This is a genomic window from Micromonospora sp. NPDC004540 (genome assembly GCF_040610095.1).
In the GTDB taxonomy this organism is placed as follows: Bacteria; Actinomycetota; Actinomycetes; order Mycobacteriales; family Micromonosporaceae; genus Micromonospora.
In genome coordinates this window covers 1-14,052 of sequence record NZ_JBEXLR010000016.1, presented here as the reverse complement: position 1 = coordinate 14,052, position 14,052 = coordinate 1, and the positions used below count along the sequence as shown (strand labels likewise).

Below are 14,052 nucleotides of genomic sequence, written 5' to 3'. Positions count from 1 at the left end.
TCGCCGGACACCGGCCTCAGCCGAGCCGCTCGATCACCTCCGGGGTGAGGGCGTCGATCGAGGGCAGCAGGGCGGCCGCCAGGGCCACGGCGTCCGGGTCGAGCGGGTAGGAGCCGTGCGGCACGGCCACCACCCGGCAGCCGGCGGCGGCCGCCGAGCGGACCCCGTTCGAGGAGTCCTCCACCGCCACGCACCGGGCCGGGTCGACGCCGAGCCGCGCCGCCACCGCCAGCCAGACGTCGGGCGCGGGCTTGCCCCGGGCGGTCTCCTCGGTCGACAGGGTCGCGCCGAACACGTCGGCCAGGCCCATCGCGTCCAGCGCCGCCGCGATCAGCCGGGTGGGGGAGGAACTGGCCAGCCCCAGCGGCCACCGCGCGGCGGTGCGGCGCACCACCGCGTCCGCGTCGTCGATCAGCGGTACGCGCTGCGCGTACCGCCGGGTCATCTCGGCCACCACCTCGGTGGCGACCTGCTCGGCAGTGCGGTCGACGCCCAGCTCACCGCTGAGGTACGCGGCCCACTCGCCGGTGCTCATCCCCATGAGCCGGCGCTGGGTGTCCGGCTGCCACGTGCCACCGTGCTCCGCCACGTACGCCCGCCGGACCTCCTCCCAGACGGGTTCGGAGTCCACGATCACGCCGTCCAGGTCGAAGAGCACCGCGTCCACCACGTACCCATCCTGCCGGACCGGCCGGGCGCGTGCCGGCGGGCCGCTCAGCGGGCCGGGGTCGCCGCGTCCGTGGCGCTGCCGCGCTGCGCCGGCAGGCCGATCGGGGCCTTCGGCGGGATGATCGTGCGGCACCGGGTGGCGATCGGCTCGAGGAGCTCGCGCAGCCGGGCGGTCCGCTCGGCGCCCAGCGCCCGCCACGGGCCGAGGGCGGCCCGGTCGGTGGCCTCCTCGACGGCCCGGAAGGTCGCGGTGGCGTGCTCGGTCGGCGCGCCGTCGGCGGTCAGCCAGCCCAGCTCGACCAGCCGCGCCTCGGCCGCGGCCCACTCCTCGTCGGTCCAGCCGCGGGCGGCCTGGTGGAACTCGCGGGACTGGTCGAGCCGGCACCGCCAGGCCACCACCTCCACCGGTGCGAGGCCGGTGGTGACGAGCGCGGCCACGTGCCCGTCACCCCGGTGCTCGCGCAGCGTGGTGGCGGCCTGCCACATCCGGGCCAGCGGGTACTCGCCCCGGGGCAGGGCGGCGTTGACCGCGCCGAGCACCCGGCCGGCCGGCTCCACGTGCCCGGCCGCCTCCTCCAGCAGGTCGGCCGCCTCGACCAGGTGCGACTCGGGCAGCTCGTAGGTGAACTCGGCGAGCGCCTGCACGGCGCCGGTGAGCCGGGCGCGCAGCGCCTCCTCCGGAGTGGCCAGCCGCCACACCGAGGGCAGCGCCCGGGCCACCATCGACGGCGCGAAGCTGAAGAAGGCGGCCACCACGGTCGGCGCGCCGACCGGCCCGAGCGGGGCGGCCCGGCCGGCGAAGTAGCCCCGCCAGTAGCCGCGCAACCCGACCGCCTCGTACGCGGCGCGGGCCCGGGGGTGGAAGTAGGTCACCGCGTGGACGGGCTCGAAGTGCGTCCACATCAGCCGGGCCAGCCCGGTGTCGTCCAGCGCCGCCACGTGCACCTCCGCGTCGGTGGGCAGATCGCCGCGGGCGGGGTGGACCGCCCGCGGTGACCATGAACCTACTGCCGCTGGGTGACCGGACGGAAGCCAGTTGTGAGCTACTGCGCGGCGAGCACGTCGACGACGAAGCGCAGCGGACCGGCCGGCCGGCCGCCCGACGCGTCGTTGCCGTACGCCAGCCCGGCCGGGATGTCCAGCTGCACCCGGCTGCCCACCGGCACGCCCACCAGGCCCTGGTCCCAGCCGGGGATGACCTGGCCGACGCCGATCGGGAAGGTGGCCGGCTGGCCGCTGTTCCAGGAGGCGTCGAACTCCTTGCCGTCCTTGTAGAACACGCCCACGTAGTTCGTGGTGATCTGCTGGCCGGCCTTGACCGCCGGGCCCTTGCCCTTGACCAGCGTGGTCACGGTGAGCTTCTTCAGCTCGCCCTTGCCCGCCTCGACGGCCGGCTTGGTCTTCAGCGCCGGGTCGATGTCGGCGGGGAGCTGCGGGGCGGGAGGCGCGGTGGGCTCGGCGGCCGGAGCGCTCGCGCTGGCCGAGGCGGCGGTGCTCGCCGGCTTGTCGTCGTCACCGCTGTTCTTCCAGACGATGCCGCCGATCACGAGCGCCACGGCGAGCACACCGGCGAAGGCGCCCAGCATCGACTGCCGGCGGCGCCTCGCCTCGGCGGCCTTCTTGGCCGCCAGCTGGGCGGCCAGCCGCCGCTCCGCCTTGGTGCCCGGGCTCTGGCCCGCCGACCGGTTCTGCACGCGCTCGCTCACGTCGACTCCCTGCTGGGTGGGTGGGTGGGCCCCCGGCGGGCCGCCGCCGAGGCCAGCGCACACGGTACCTGCCCGGACGCCCGCGGTGCTCCCTCGGCCGGCGTCAATCCGGACAGCTCATCCCTCGGCGGGCAGCACCATGAAGTCGGTGACGAACGACGCGACCCGGTCGTCGGCGGTCCGGCCCACCCAGGTTCCGTAGCAGCCGTCGCCCCAGCCCGACCAGACGGTCAGCACGTTCGCGCCGGTCGCCTCGTCCACGACCGCGTCGACCAGACCCGGGACCGGGCCCTGGACGTGGTCGTCGTCCTCGGCGAGGAAGACCTCCTCGACCCGGTCGTAGTCCCAGTCCTCGATCGGGGCGAGGGCCGCCCGGTCGGCGAGGGTACCGGTGCCGGCGTCCACGCCGTAGCCGAAGAACCCGTCCTCCTCCAGCTCGCCGACGTCCTGGTCGTCCACGAGGGCCATCTCCCAGCGGGCCACCGGCTCGTCCCGGATCACCAGCTCCAGCGCGGCCACCCGCCGGTCGGTCTCCACGCCGTCCCGCCGGATCGACGACACCCAGGCCCGGGCCGGGTAGCGGCCGGGCTCGACGGCCACGGTGAACGGGTCGCTCTCCGGGCACACCAGCGGGTCGCAGCCGACCACGCGCCCGGTCGGCAGCACCACCTCGCCGGTCGGATGCACCTCCAGCACGTGCTCGCCCTCCCCTTCGGGGAAACGGGCACCCGGCGTCAGCAGCCGGTTGAAGTCAGGGGTGTACGGCACGTCGGTCGTCCTCTCGGCGGGAAGCGGCCGGGGGAGCGTACCTGCGGCGACCGACAGCGACGGGAGTCCATCCGGAGTACCTTTTCGACCATGGCGATCCTCACCGAAGAAGACTTGGCCCTGCTCGCCGAGCCGCAGCTCGCCCACGTGGCGACCATCGAGGTCGACGGCACCCCGCACGTCACCCCGGTCTGGGTGGACACCGACGGCGAGCACATCGTCTTCAACACGGCCAAGGGCCGGCAGAAGTACGTCAACATCGCCCGCAACCCGATGGTCGCGGTCTCCGTCGTGGACAAGGCGGACGACTTCCGCACCCTCTGGGTCAAGGGCACCGCCGAGCTGGTCACCGAGGGGGCGGACGAGCACATCGACCGGATGGCGCAGAAGTATCTGGGGCAGGACACCTACCCGTTCCGCCGCCCCGGGGAGGAGCGGGTGATCGTCCGGATCACCCCGACCGAGAAGCTCGGCCGGGGCTGACGACCTGTGCATCCCGCCGGCAGGCCCGGCGGGATGCCCCGTCACCGTTGCTTGGTGCAGGTCAGAACCACCAGATCGTCGACCGCGACGCGGGCGCCCTTCTTGTGGGACTGCTTGGTCACCGTCCAGTTCGCCGCGAGGATCACGAAGGTGTCGTTCTCGTCCTGGCTGCCGAACTGGATGTTGGTGAGGCCCAGCTTCTCGAGCTTGTCCTGAGCGACGGCGGCGTTCATCCCCACCAGATTCGGCATGACGACGGTGGTCGGCTTCGGCGAGGCCGCCGGCGTGGTCGGCGCGACGGAGAGGGTCGGGGCAGCCGTCGTGGGGGCCGCCGCCGTCGTCGGGGGCAGCGACGGGAGGACCGGAGCGGCCGCCGTCGGCGCGACCTTCTTGGCCGACGTGGACGCCGGATCGTCACTGCTGACCAGCGCGGCGACACCGGTGAGGCCGCAGCAGCCAAGGACGACCGCGCCGATCACGATGCCGATGATCGCGCCGGTGCCGAGCTTGCGTCGGGGTGCGGCCGGGGCCGGGGGCAGGAACGGTGGAGGCTGGTGCGTCGGCGGTTGAGGCGGCATCGGCCAGGGCGAGGTGGGGGGTTCGGTTGTCACCGAGCGATCTTTGCGAGCTCAACCATTCGCGGGAAACCTCCGCTCGGCCATTCCCCGCCCAGCGGGTAGCTGAGCTGCAAGATCCAAAAGGCTGACGGGGAGACAGCAGGTCAGGCGGTCTTGCGGGGGGCGGCCTTCTTCTCGGCCGCCTTCTTGGCCGGGGCCTTCTTCGCGGCGGTCTTCTTGGCGGCGGTCTTCTTGGCCGGCTCGGCCTTCTTCTCCGCCGCCTTCTTGGCGGGCGCCTTCTTCGCGGCGGCCTTCTTCTCGGCGGCCTTCTTGGCCGGCGCCTTGGCCGCCTTCTGCGCCGAGCGCGCCGCCGAGATCGGGGTCGGCTCGCCCGCTCCGCCTTCCGGCGCCTCGCCCCGGGCGGCCCGGGCCCGTTCGACCGACGCCTTGAGGGCGGCCATCAGGTCCACGGCCGCGGCCGGCGCGGCCTCTTCCTCCTCCGGCTGGACCACCTCGCGGCCCTCGATCTTGGCGTCGATGACCTCCTGCAACGCCGCCCGGTAGTCGTCCGTGAAGGCGTCCGGCTCGAACTCGCCGGCCATCGAGTCGATCAGCGAGCTGGCCATGGCCAGCTCCGGGGGCCGTACCTTCAGGTCCTCGTCGAGGAAGCCGAAGTCGGGCTGGCGCACCTCGTCCGGCCAGAGCATCGTGTTGAGCAGCAGCACGCCCTCGCGGACCCGCAGGGTGGCGAGCTGCTCGCGCTGGCGCAGCGCCACCTTGACGATCGCCACCCGCTCCGAGTCGGCGAGCGCGTCGCGCAGCAGCACGTACGGCTTGGTGGCCGAGCCCTCCGGCTCCAGGAAGTACGCCTTGTTGTAGAGGATCGGGTCGACCTGCTCGGCGGGGACGAACTCCAGCACGTCGATCGCGTGCGAGGTGGTCAGCGGCAGCTCGGCGAAGTCCTCGTCGGTGAGGATGACCATCTCACCGCCGCCGATGTCGTAGCCCTTGGCGATGTCGTCGTAGGTCACCTCCTCGCCGCAGACCGAGCAGGTGCGCTTGTAACGGATGCGGCCGCCGTCGTCGCGGTGCACCTGATGGAAGCGGATGTCCTTCTCCTCGGTGGCCGAGTAGACCTTCACCCCGATCGACACCAGGCCGAACGACACCGCTCCTTTCCAGATCGCCCGCATGACGCGCTCCTCTCCCCGGTTCTGACCAGAATCGCAAATGATCGAACGGGACGCACGCGCTTCCGCGTGCAACTACAGTCATGAGGTGCCCGGCGCGCCCCTGAAGCCGATGCTCGCGATGACCGGGCAGCTCCCGGCCGGTGACGCCTGGGCGTACGAGTTCAAGTGGGACGGGGTTCGCGCGCTCGCCGACATCAGCCGCGGCCACCAGCACCTGTACGCCCGCTCCGGCGTCGAGATCACCACCGCGTACCCCGAGCTGATCCCCCTGGCCGAGCAGGTCGACGACGCGCTGCTGGACGGCGAGGTGGTGCTCTTCACCGACGGCCAGCCCTCGTTCACCGCCCTCGCCGAGCGGATGCACGTCCGCAACGCGGCCAAGGCCGCCCGGCTCGCCGCGGCCGCCCCCGTCACGTACATGATCTTCGACGTGCTCCGGCTGCGCGGCGCGGACCTGACCGGCCGGCCCTACCGGGAGCGGCGCGCGGCGCTGGAGTCCCTCGGGCTCGGCGCCGCCCGGTGGGCGGTGCCGCCGGTCTTCGGCGACGGCCCGGCCACCTACGCGGCGGCCGGCGAGCACGGCCTGGAAGGGGTGATGGCCAAGCGGGTCGACGCGGCCTACCGGCCCGGGGTGCGCTCGCCGGACTGGGTGAAGGTCAAGCTGGAGGTGACCGGCGACTTCGTGGTCGGCGGCTGGCGGCCCGGCGCGCGGAAGATCGGCGGCCTGCTGGTCGGGGTGCCCCGGCCGGACGGGCGGCTCACCTACCGGGGTCGGGTGGGCGGCGGGATCGGCGCGGCGCTCGAACGCGAACTGCTGCGCGAGCTGGAGCCGCTGCGCACCGCCGGCTCCCCGTTCGCCGGGGACGTGCCGCGCGAGGATGCGCGCGGCGCGATCTGGGTAACTCCCCAGGTCGTGGTGGAGGTCAAGTACGGCCAGCGCACGCCGGACGGGCGGCTGCGCTTCCCCCGGATCCTGCGCCTGCGCCCGGACAAGCCCGCCGAGGAGGTCGACGATGCCAGCTGACCGTCTCAAGGTCGACGTGGAGGGCCGCTCGCTGGAGGTGTCCAACCTGGACAAGGTCCTCTACCCGAAGGCCGGCTTCACCAAGGGCGAGGTGATCGACTACTACACCCGGATCGCCCCGGTGCTGCTGCCGCACCTTCAGGACCGGGCGTTGACTCGGATCCGCTTCCCCAACGGGGTCGACGGCGGCTCGTTCTTCGAGAAGAACGCCCCCGCGGCCACCCCCGCCTGGGTGCGCACCGAGAACCTGCCCGCCCCCGGGTCGAGCAAGGGACGCGAGACCATCGACTACGTGGTCGCCGACGACCTGCCCACCCTGGTCTGGCTGGCCAACCTCGCCGCGCTGGAGCTGCACACGCCGCAGTGGAAGGTCGGCAAGCACCCGGACATGATGGTGGTCGACCTCGACCCGGGCGCCCCGGCGGCGCTGAAGCAGTGCTGCCAGGTGGCGCTGCTCATGCGGGACCGGCTCGCCGAGGACGGCATCGACAGCTACCCGAAGACGTCGGGGAAGAAGGGCATGCAGCTCTGCTGCCCGATCGCCGGCACGCAGGACGCCGACGACGTGTCCGCCTACGCGAAGCGGATCGCGCAGGAGTTGGAGAAGGCGCACCCGAAGCTCATCGTCTCGAAGATGGCGAAGAACCTGCGCCCCGGGAAGGTCTTCATCGACTGGAGCCAGAACAACGCGGCCAAGACCACGGTGGCGCCATACTCGCTCCGGGCCCAGGAAGTCCCCTCGGTTTCCACCCCGCTGACCTGGGACGAGGTCGAGGCGGGCGCGGCCGGCAAGCGGCCGGCGACGAAGCCGTACACGGCGGGGGAGGTGCTCAAGCGGGTGGAGAAGCAGGGCGACCTGCTGGCCCCGCTGCTGGAGGGCGGGCCCGAACTCCCCGAAGCCTGACGGCGGCCAGTTCATGCCGGACTGACCCCACGTTCTGCGGTGCGTGGTACGACTGACGGCATGAATGCGGCATAACCGACAGGACGGGTGACGGGTGCGCCGATGACCGCCGGCAACACGAGCGACCTGCTGCGCAATCACGCCGAGCCGCAGCGCGCCACCTACGTCGAGCTCTTCTTCGACGTGATCCTCGTCTTTGCGCTGACCCGGCTGTCGCACACCCTGTTCACCGACCTCACCTGGCTCGGCGCTCTGCACACCGTGATCCTGCTCGCCGCGTTCTGGTGGGTCTGGGTCTTCACCGCCTGGACCACGGACCGCCTCAACCCGGCCCAGCCCGCGATCCAGGTCGTGATCATCCCGATCATGCTCGGCACCCTGATCATGGCGGGTGCGGCACCGACGGCATTCGGCGGGGATGGGATGATCTTCGCCGCCACCTACGTGGCCATCCAGGTCGGCCGAGCCCTCTTCGTCACCACGGCGATGCGCCGCCGGCCGGAGGTGGCGATCGGCTCGCCGCAGCAGCTCATCTGGAACTGCTTCGCCGGAGTGCTGTGGATCGCGGGCGCACTGACCGGGGGCACCACCAGGGTGGTGATCTGGCTCGTCGCGGCGATCCTCGGCTACACGATGAGCCGGCTGGACTATCGGCTGCCCAAGCTCGGCCCGGCCCGGATCACCACCCAGGCGGTCTCCGCGGAGCATCTCGCCGAGCGATACCAGCAGTTCATGATCATCGCGTTCGGTGAGTCGATCCTGGCGGCAGGCGGGCAGTTCGCCGCGTACGGGTTCGAGCGGGACCGGCTGGTCGCGTTCGTGTTGGCGTTCGCCATCACCACGCTGCTGTGGCGGATCTACTTCTACCGCGCGGGCCTGCTTCTCCCGGCTGCGATCGCGGCCAGCGCCACGCCGGCATTCTTCAGCCGGTCCGCCTCGTACGCCCATCTGGTCATGGCCAGCGGCATCGTGCTCAGCTCGGTCGGCGACGAGATCATCATCAACCACCCGTTCGCCGAGGCCAACCTGGTCTGGTCCGCCGTCATCCTGTGCGGTCCCGCGCTCTACCTGGCCGGCCGTGCCCGGCTCGACTACCTGTCGTTCAGTAAGGTCGCCGTGTCCCGAGTGGTCGGTCTGCTCCTGCTGGTCGTGCTGTCGCCCGTGCTGGCGTTCCTGTCGCCGATCCTGATCGCCGTCGTGGCCGTTGTCATCCTCACCGCGATCGCCGCCTCGGACACCATCGCCTGGCGCTTCCGCCCCAGCGAACCCAAGCCGCCGCCGCCCGGCAGACCGTACCGACGCCCGTAGCGCCACAGGCCCGCCAGTCGGCATCCGGCAGAAACGTCCGCGGCCCGTGACAACCTTCTGTGCCACCGCCACGTGTTAGGGGCGTGACCGACCAAACGCAACCACTGTCCGCGGCGGACCGGTCGTACGTGGCATTCGTCGAGGTGGCCTGGCAGCGACACATCCGGCTGGCCATGCTGCTGGCCGGCGACCGGTGGCGGGCCGAGGAACTGCTCCAGGACAGCCTGGTCAAGGTGTACGAGCGGTGGCGGCGGCTGTCCCGGCTCGACGACCCGCACGCCTACCTGCGCCGCGCCCTGGTCAACAACCACACGTCCGGTTGGCGACGCCGCCGCCGGGAGAGCCTCGTCGCGGACGTCCCCGAGCGGGCCGCCCCGACCGGCGACGTCGGCCCCGACGCCGTCGTCCTGCGTCGGGCGCTGATGTCGCTACCCGCCAAGCAGCGTGCGGTGGTGGTGCTCCGCCACTACGAGGACCTGACCGAGCGCGAGGTCGCCCAGCTGCTGGGCTGCTCGGTCGGCACCGTCAAGAGCCAGAACGCCCGGGCGCTGGACAAGCTCCGCCACCTCCTCGACGAACCCACACACGGTAAGCAGGTGATCAGTCATGAACACGCTCGATGAGCGGCTCGCCAACCGACTGCACGACATCGTCGACGGCGAGCCGGGCTCCGTACCCCCGGTTGGGGCGCTGCTCGATCGCGGCCGGCGGGCACGCCGTCGCCGGACGACCACGATGGTCGGTGCGACGTGCGCGTTGCTGGCGCTGGGCGTCGCCACCGCGGCGACCGTGGCGACGACCCCGACGCCGGACCGTCCCGGCATCGCCGCCGAGGCGTCACAGCCGGAGCCGCCCTCGCCGGCGATCAAGCTGGTCTCGGCCGTCGCCGCCAGCGAGAACATCAGCTACCGGATGCGGCTCACCAACTCGGGGCCGGAAGGACTGACGTACGAGGGCGCTTTCGACCCGAGGACGGCCACCGGGTACGTCCGGGTGGCGCAGGACGACTCCGTCATGACCGAACTGCTGATCAACGGCACCCGGTACGAAGGCGCGGAACCACCGCGGGGCAAGCTGCCGGCCGACAAGAAGGGTCCGGGCGAGACGTACGGCCGCTACGGCCAGTATCCGGGCAGGTATGACCGGCTGTCCCTCTACGGCGACGGGAACAGTGTCCTGGGCGCCGCGGCACCCGACCCGGCGGCCCTGTTCACGGCCCTCAAGGGCGCGAACGCGACCATCTCGGAGAAGCCCGACCGGACGCTGCACTTCGAGTACGCGACGGCGGAGCAGGTCGGGTCGACCACCACGTCCGGTGACATCACGCTCGACGGCGACGGCCGGATCGCGAAGGTGGCACTCACCGGCACCTGGCAGTCGACGGCGAAGGGCCGGCTCGACAAGGGCACGTTCAGCTCGACGCTCGAACTCTTCGACTACGGCGTCAAGGTGACGGTGGAGCGCCCGACCGACGTCGTCAAGGTCAAGAAGTAGTGGTCTCCCCGCCGGCGGCGAGCTGCCCGCGACCCGATGGTCGCGGGCAGCTCTGCTCCCGGTAGTTGGGGATCAGCGGCGGGCGGCGTCCCAGGCGGCGCTGCTCCGGAAGTACGTGTCATACAGCTCCTGCACCTCCAGCAGGCTCTCCGGCGGCACCTTCCCGTAGGCGATCCGCTCCAGGTGGCGGAAGTACTCGAACCGCTCGACGCCCGGGGTGATGACGATGAGGATGTCGGCCTTCGCGCCCGGCGCGGCGGCGAACGCGTGCGCCACGCCGGGCGGCACGATCACCAGATCGCCGCGCTCGGCGGTGACGACCTGCTCGCCGGAGAGCAGCTGCGCGGTGCCGTCGAGCAGGTAGAACAGCTCCGCGGAGTTGCCGTGGTGGTGCGGCCGGGCGCCGTCCGCGCCGTCGGTCAGGGTGACCCGCTGGGTGGAGAGCGCCCCGCCGGTGGCGCTGCTGTCGGCGAGCAGCCGGATCGTGGTGGGGGCGCGGCCCACCACCTCGGCGTCCGCGTCCCGGACGATGACGGACCGGTCGAAGTCGGGCGTGATCAGGGACATCGCGCTACTCCTGTCGTGGCGGTGTGGGTCAGAGGGCGAACAGCAGGACGGCGTTGAGCAGGATGACCACGGCGGTGGCGAAGTGGACGCCGAAGGCGACGGCCTTCCTGCCGTGACGTAGCACGATGAGCGTGTCTCCCAGCGGGTTGATCGCGACGATCAGCATGTACCAGGCGACCGCCTCGGCGCTGGTGAAGGCGATGAGGGCGAGACCGAGCAGGCCGTAGCTGAGGTCGCGCAGGCCCTTGATCCTGAGGTACGCGGGGTCGTCGTCCGCCTTGACCGGGACGCCGTAGCCGGCGGCCGAGGCCTGGGGCTGCAGGAGGAACCGGGTGCCGAATGAGACACAGAAGAGGCTGAGGGCGATGGCGAGCCCGTAGGCGATGGTGCTGAGCATGGTCGACTCCGTTCGCTAGCGCTGCTAGATCTGAGAGCGAAGCTAGCAGAGCGGCGGCAGAATGGCTAGCAGTGCTAGAGTTCGGTCATGTCGATTCAGGCGCGGCGGGAACGCGAGCGGGCGGAACGGGAGCGGGCGATCATCGCCGCGGCCCGCGATCTGGCCGAGGCGGAGGGCTGGGACGCGGTCACCACCCGCCGGCTCGCTGCCGAGATCGAATACAGCCAGCCCGTCCTCTACAGCCACTTCAAGGGCAAGGACGCCATCATGGCGGCCGTCGCCGTGGAAGGCTCCGCCGATCTGGCCGCCGACGTCGCCGCCGCCCGGGCCGCCGCGACCGACCCGCGGCAGGCGGTGGCCGGCATCGCCACGGCGTACGCCGAGTTCGCCGACCGCCGGCCCGCGCTCTACGACGCGATCTTCAACCTCCCCGTCGCCCTGTCCTTCGCCAGCCAGGACACGCCGGTCGAGCTGGCCCGGGCCTTCGCCGAGCTGGCCGAGACCCTGCGCCCGTTCGCCGGTGACGACGACCTGGAGACGTTCACCGAGACCTTCTGGAGTGGGCTGCACGGGCTGGTCACGCTGATGCGCAACGGCCGGCTCCGGCGGGAGGAACACGAGCGGCGGCTGGCCATCCTGGTCGACCGCTTTACCCGGCTAGGGTGAGCTGACCGCCAGGGAGGAGTCATCCGATGGCCGACCACCCACCCGTCGCCGTCGCGACCGGCGAGCCGCTGCTCAGCTACCTCGACGGCGCCACCGGCGAGCGCACCGACCTCACCGCGCAGCAGTTGGGCGCGTGGGCGGCCCGCAGCGCCGGGCTGCTCCGGGACGGCTGTGGGCTGCGCCCCGGCGATCGGGTCGCCGTGCTGCTGCCGCCGCACTGGCGCACCGCGGCCGTGCTCATCGGGGCCTGGTCGGTCGGGCTGGCGGTCTCGTTCCGGCCCCGGGCCCTGGCCGGGCTGCCGGTCCTCGAACCCGGCGCCGACCTGCCCTACGACGCCGTGTTCGTGACCCCGGAACGGCTCGACGACTGGCTGGAGGACGTGCCCGAGGGGACGCACCGCTACCTCGTCGGCACCGGCCCCGGCCCGCTGTCCTCGGTGCCGGCCGGTTGGTTGGACTGGTCCCCGGAGGTGCTCCGGCACCCCGAGATCGCTCCCGACCTGGGCGCTCTCCGCCCGTCCGATCCGGCCAGTCCGGACGGCACCAGCTACGGCGAGTGGGGTGCGGTGGCACGGGAGTACGCGAAGCAGCTCGACCTGTGCGCCGGCGACCGGCTGCTGGTCGACGTGGCCGAGCACGAGCAACCGCTGAAGTGGCTGCTCGCCCCGCTCGCCGCCGGCGCGTCGGTGGTGCTCTGCGCCAACCTCGACCCGGCCGCCCGGGAGGAGCGCATTGCCGCGGAGCGGGTCACCCGGGTCCTGTGAGGCTGCCTAGCCTCGGCGTTCGCTGGCCCGGTCGACGCCCTTGTGCACCCGGACCGTGCGGTCGACCAGCTCGCGCAGCGCGCTCTCGTCGATGTCATCGAGTCGCTTGAGGTAGAGGCAGCCCTTGCCGGTCTTGTGCGGGCCGAGCCGGGCGAGCACGGACGGGTAGCGCTCCTCGTAGCCGCCCACGAGGTAGACGACGAGCTGCTGCTTGCGCGGCGAGAAGCCGACGAGCGGCCAGTCGCCCGTGTGCCCGCTCGCGTAGACGTAGTGGTAGCTGCCGAAACCCACGATGCTCGGGCCCCACATCACCGGACGCTCGCCGGTGACCTCGCGCAACAACGCGCAGAGGCGCTCGGCGTCGGCCCGCCGGCGGTCGTCCGGCACGGCCGCCAGGAAATCGTCGACGCTGGCGTCGGTCGGCACGGTCACCGGCTGCTTCGAAGTCGCCATGGGCTGATGCTGCCAGGCGAGTACGACAACGAATCCGGTTGACACCCGTCCCGGGCGCGGTGCCTACTGCCCAGCGGGCTGCCCGCTTGTGTGAGCGGCGATTGTTACCGGGGGTGGGGAGTGGACGGGCTTATCTGGAAAGAGTTCGGCGAGGAACACCTCGCGGAGCTGACCGGGCTGGCCGAGGCGTGCCTGGCCGTCGACGGTGGGCTGCCGCTGTTCGCCCGTACCCCGCTGTTGCGGGCGCGGCTACTCCAGACCCGTACCCTCGGCGCCTGGCACGACGGCGGCCTGGTCGCGGCCGTGGGTGTCGGCACCGCCGGGCAGGCGGCCACCAGCACCGGCCTGGTGCATCCGGACTGGCGTGGGCGCGGTCTCGGCGGGCGGCTGCTGAGCTGGGCCGACGAGCAGGCGGGCGACGCCGACCTGCTGGTGACCACCGAGTCGTGGAGCCCGGGCGCGGACGCCCTGTTCACGGCGCGCGGCTTCGAGCGAACGTTCACCGAGTGGGTGCAGCGGCACGACCTCAGCGCGCTTCCGGAGGTCGCCCGCCCCGACGGCGTGACCACCCAGCCGGTGACGCTCGGTCCGGAGCTGTTCGAGACCTACCGGGCGTCGTTCGCCGGTCGGCCTGGCTTCGCCTCGCCCACCGCGGAGGAGTGGCTGGGTGAGCTGGGGGAGGACGACGAGTACCGGGCGGACCTGTCGCTCATCGCCCGCGGTCCCGACGGCGCGGCCGTCGGCTTCGTCAACGTCATCGACAACTGGGTCGACCAGGTTGGCGTCGTGCCGGGGTGGCGGGGACGGCGGGTCGGGGCGTATCTGGTGGCTTGTGCGCTGCGGGGTCTGGCGGCCGACGGAGCGCGGGAGGCGTGGCTCTGCGTCAACGACAACAACCCGGCCGCGGCGCTGTACCGGCGGCTCGGGTTCCAGGACGCCGGCCGGCGGGCCCGATACCTGCGCCGCCGTTCGTAGGTTGCTTTGAGGAGGGCTGGCGCGGGGGGGGCGGCGGTTGGGCGGGGGCCCGGGCGGGGCGGGTGGGCCCGCGGGGTGGTAGGAGGTCGCGGGCGGGGGGGGGGGGGGGGGGCGCCGGGGGGGT

General features: G+C 72.4%; 18 protein-coding genes. 9 read left to right on the top strand and 9 right to left on the bottom strand.

Features of this window, described 5'->3' with window-relative positions; translation table 11 throughout:
* Window positions 1-16 precede the first annotated feature (16 nt).
* The 4 genes from ABZV78_RS08260 to ABZV78_RS08245 all read right to left on the bottom strand — a co-directional run bounded on the left by ABZV78_RS08260 (window position 17) and on the right by ABZV78_RS08245 (window position 3,143).
* Window positions 17-670 (bottom strand): HAD family phosphatase, encoded by a 654-nt coding sequence (locus ABZV78_RS08260; RefSeq protein WP_355636529.1) that lies wholly within the window; start codon window positions 668-670, stop codon window positions 17-19.
* A 44-nt stretch (window positions 671-714) separates the two neighbouring features.
* Window positions 715-1,572: a hypothetical protein gene (locus ABZV78_RS08255; RefSeq protein WP_355636640.1), complete on the bottom strand. Its 858-nt coding sequence runs from the start codon at window positions 1,570-1,572 to the stop codon at window positions 715-717.
* A 140-nt stretch (window positions 1,573-1,712) separates the two neighbouring features.
* On the bottom strand, window positions 1,713-2,375 hold the full coding sequence (locus ABZV78_RS08250) for an FKBP-type peptidyl-prolyl cis-trans isomerase (RefSeq protein WP_355636527.1): 663 nt from the start codon (window positions 2,373-2,375) through the stop codon (window positions 1,713-1,715).
* A 117-nt stretch (window positions 2,376-2,492) separates the two neighbouring features.
* On the bottom strand, window positions 2,493-3,143 hold the full coding sequence (locus ABZV78_RS08245; protein WP_355636525.1) for a DUF4241 domain-containing protein: 651 nt from the start codon (window positions 3,141-3,143) through the stop codon (window positions 2,493-2,495).
* A gap of 90 nt (window positions 3,144-3,233) precedes the next feature.
* Here ABZV78_RS08245 and ABZV78_RS08240 point away from each other — a divergent pair, with 90 nt between their 5' ends.
* On the top strand, window positions 3,234-3,626 hold the full coding sequence (locus tag ABZV78_RS08240; protein WP_091261075.1) for a PPOX class F420-dependent oxidoreductase: 393 nt from the start codon (window positions 3,234-3,236) through the stop codon (window positions 3,624-3,626).
* Between the two features lie 41 nt (window positions 3,627-3,667).
* Here ABZV78_RS08240 and ABZV78_RS08235 read toward each other — a convergent pair whose 3' ends face one another.
* Both ABZV78_RS08235 and ABZV78_RS08230 read right to left on the bottom strand, forming a co-directional pair.
* Window positions 3,668-4,105, bottom strand: a complete 438-nt coding sequence (locus tag ABZV78_RS08235; RefSeq protein WP_355636523.1) for a PASTA domain-containing protein — start codon at window positions 4,103-4,105, stop codon at window positions 3,668-3,670.
* A 242-nt stretch (window positions 4,106-4,347) separates the two neighbouring features.
* A complete protein-coding gene (locus ABZV78_RS08230) occupies window positions 4,348-5,376 on the bottom strand; it encodes a Ku protein (RefSeq protein WP_355636521.1) in 1,029 nt (342 codons plus the stop codon).
* An 85-nt stretch (window positions 5,377-5,461) separates the two neighbouring features.
* On the opposite strand from ABZV78_RS08230, the gene ligD (ABZV78_RS08225) reads away from it, so the two are divergent.
* The 5 genes from ligD (ABZV78_RS08225) to ABZV78_RS08205 all read left to right on the top strand — a co-directional run bounded on the left by ligD (ABZV78_RS08225) (window position 5,462) and on the right by ABZV78_RS08205 (window position 10,106).
* Window positions 5,462-6,400: a non-homologous end-joining DNA ligase gene (gene ligD / locus ABZV78_RS08225; RefSeq protein WP_355636519.1), complete on the top strand. Its 939-nt coding sequence runs from the start codon at window positions 5,462-5,464 to the stop codon at window positions 6,398-6,400.
* Complete coding sequence (gene ligD, locus ABZV78_RS08220) at window positions 6,390-7,304, top strand: non-homologous end-joining DNA ligase (protein ID WP_355636517.1); 915 nt, start codon at window positions 6,390-6,392, stop codon at window positions 7,302-7,304. Before ligD (ABZV78_RS08225) ends, ligD (ABZV78_RS08220) begins: the two co-directional genes overlap by 11 nt.
* Before the next feature lie 102 nt (window positions 7,305-7,406).
* Complete coding sequence (locus ABZV78_RS08215) at window positions 7,407-8,612, top strand: low temperature requirement protein A (RefSeq protein ID WP_355636515.1); 1,206 nt, start codon at window positions 7,407-7,409, stop codon at window positions 8,610-8,612.
* 83 nt (window positions 8,613-8,695) lie between these two features.
* Window positions 8,696-9,235 (top strand): SigE family RNA polymerase sigma factor, encoded by a 540-nt coding sequence (locus ABZV78_RS08210; protein ID WP_355636513.1) that lies wholly within the window; start codon window positions 8,696-8,698, stop codon window positions 9,233-9,235.
* Window positions 9,219-10,106: a hypothetical protein gene (locus ABZV78_RS08205; RefSeq protein ID WP_355636511.1), complete on the top strand. Its 888-nt coding sequence runs from the start codon at window positions 9,219-9,221 to the stop codon at window positions 10,104-10,106. The genes ABZV78_RS08210 and ABZV78_RS08205 overlap by 17 nt, the downstream gene beginning before the upstream one ends.
* Before the next feature lie 72 nt (window positions 10,107-10,178).
* Here ABZV78_RS08205 and ABZV78_RS08200 read toward each other — a convergent pair whose 3' ends face one another.
* Window positions 10,179-10,673 (bottom strand): cupin domain-containing protein, encoded by a 495-nt coding sequence (locus tag ABZV78_RS08200; RefSeq protein WP_355636510.1) that lies wholly within the window; start codon window positions 10,671-10,673, stop codon window positions 10,179-10,181.
* 28 nt (window positions 10,674-10,701) lie between these two features.
* Window positions 10,702-11,070 (bottom strand): DUF4267 domain-containing protein, encoded by a 369-nt coding sequence (locus ABZV78_RS08195; protein ID WP_355636508.1) that lies wholly within the window; start codon window positions 11,068-11,070, stop codon window positions 10,702-10,704.
* 87 nt (window positions 11,071-11,157) lie between these two features.
* Here ABZV78_RS08195 and ABZV78_RS08190 point away from each other — a divergent pair, with 87 nt between their 5' ends.
* Window positions 11,158-11,736, top strand: a complete 579-nt coding sequence (locus ABZV78_RS08190; protein WP_355636506.1) for a TetR/AcrR family transcriptional regulator — start codon at window positions 11,158-11,160, stop codon at window positions 11,734-11,736.
* Window positions 11,737-11,762: 26 nt separating this feature from the next.
* On the top strand, window positions 11,763-12,500 hold the full coding sequence (locus tag ABZV78_RS08185) for a TIGR03089 family protein (protein WP_355636504.1): 738 nt from the start codon (window positions 11,763-11,765) through the stop codon (window positions 12,498-12,500).
* A 6-nt stretch (window positions 12,501-12,506) separates the two neighbouring features.
* Here ABZV78_RS08185 and ABZV78_RS08180 read toward each other — a convergent pair whose 3' ends face one another.
* On the bottom strand, window positions 12,507-12,953 hold the full coding sequence (locus ABZV78_RS08180; RefSeq protein ID WP_355636502.1) for a DUF1801 domain-containing protein: 447 nt from the start codon (window positions 12,951-12,953) through the stop codon (window positions 12,507-12,509).
* A gap of 120 nt (window positions 12,954-13,073) precedes the next feature.
* Here ABZV78_RS08180 and ABZV78_RS08175 point away from each other — a divergent pair, with 120 nt between their 5' ends.
* Window positions 13,074-13,928, top strand: a complete 855-nt coding sequence (locus ABZV78_RS08175) for a GNAT family N-acetyltransferase (protein ID WP_355636500.1) — start codon at window positions 13,074-13,076, stop codon at window positions 13,926-13,928.
* Window positions 13,929-14,052: the final 124 nt, after the last annotated feature.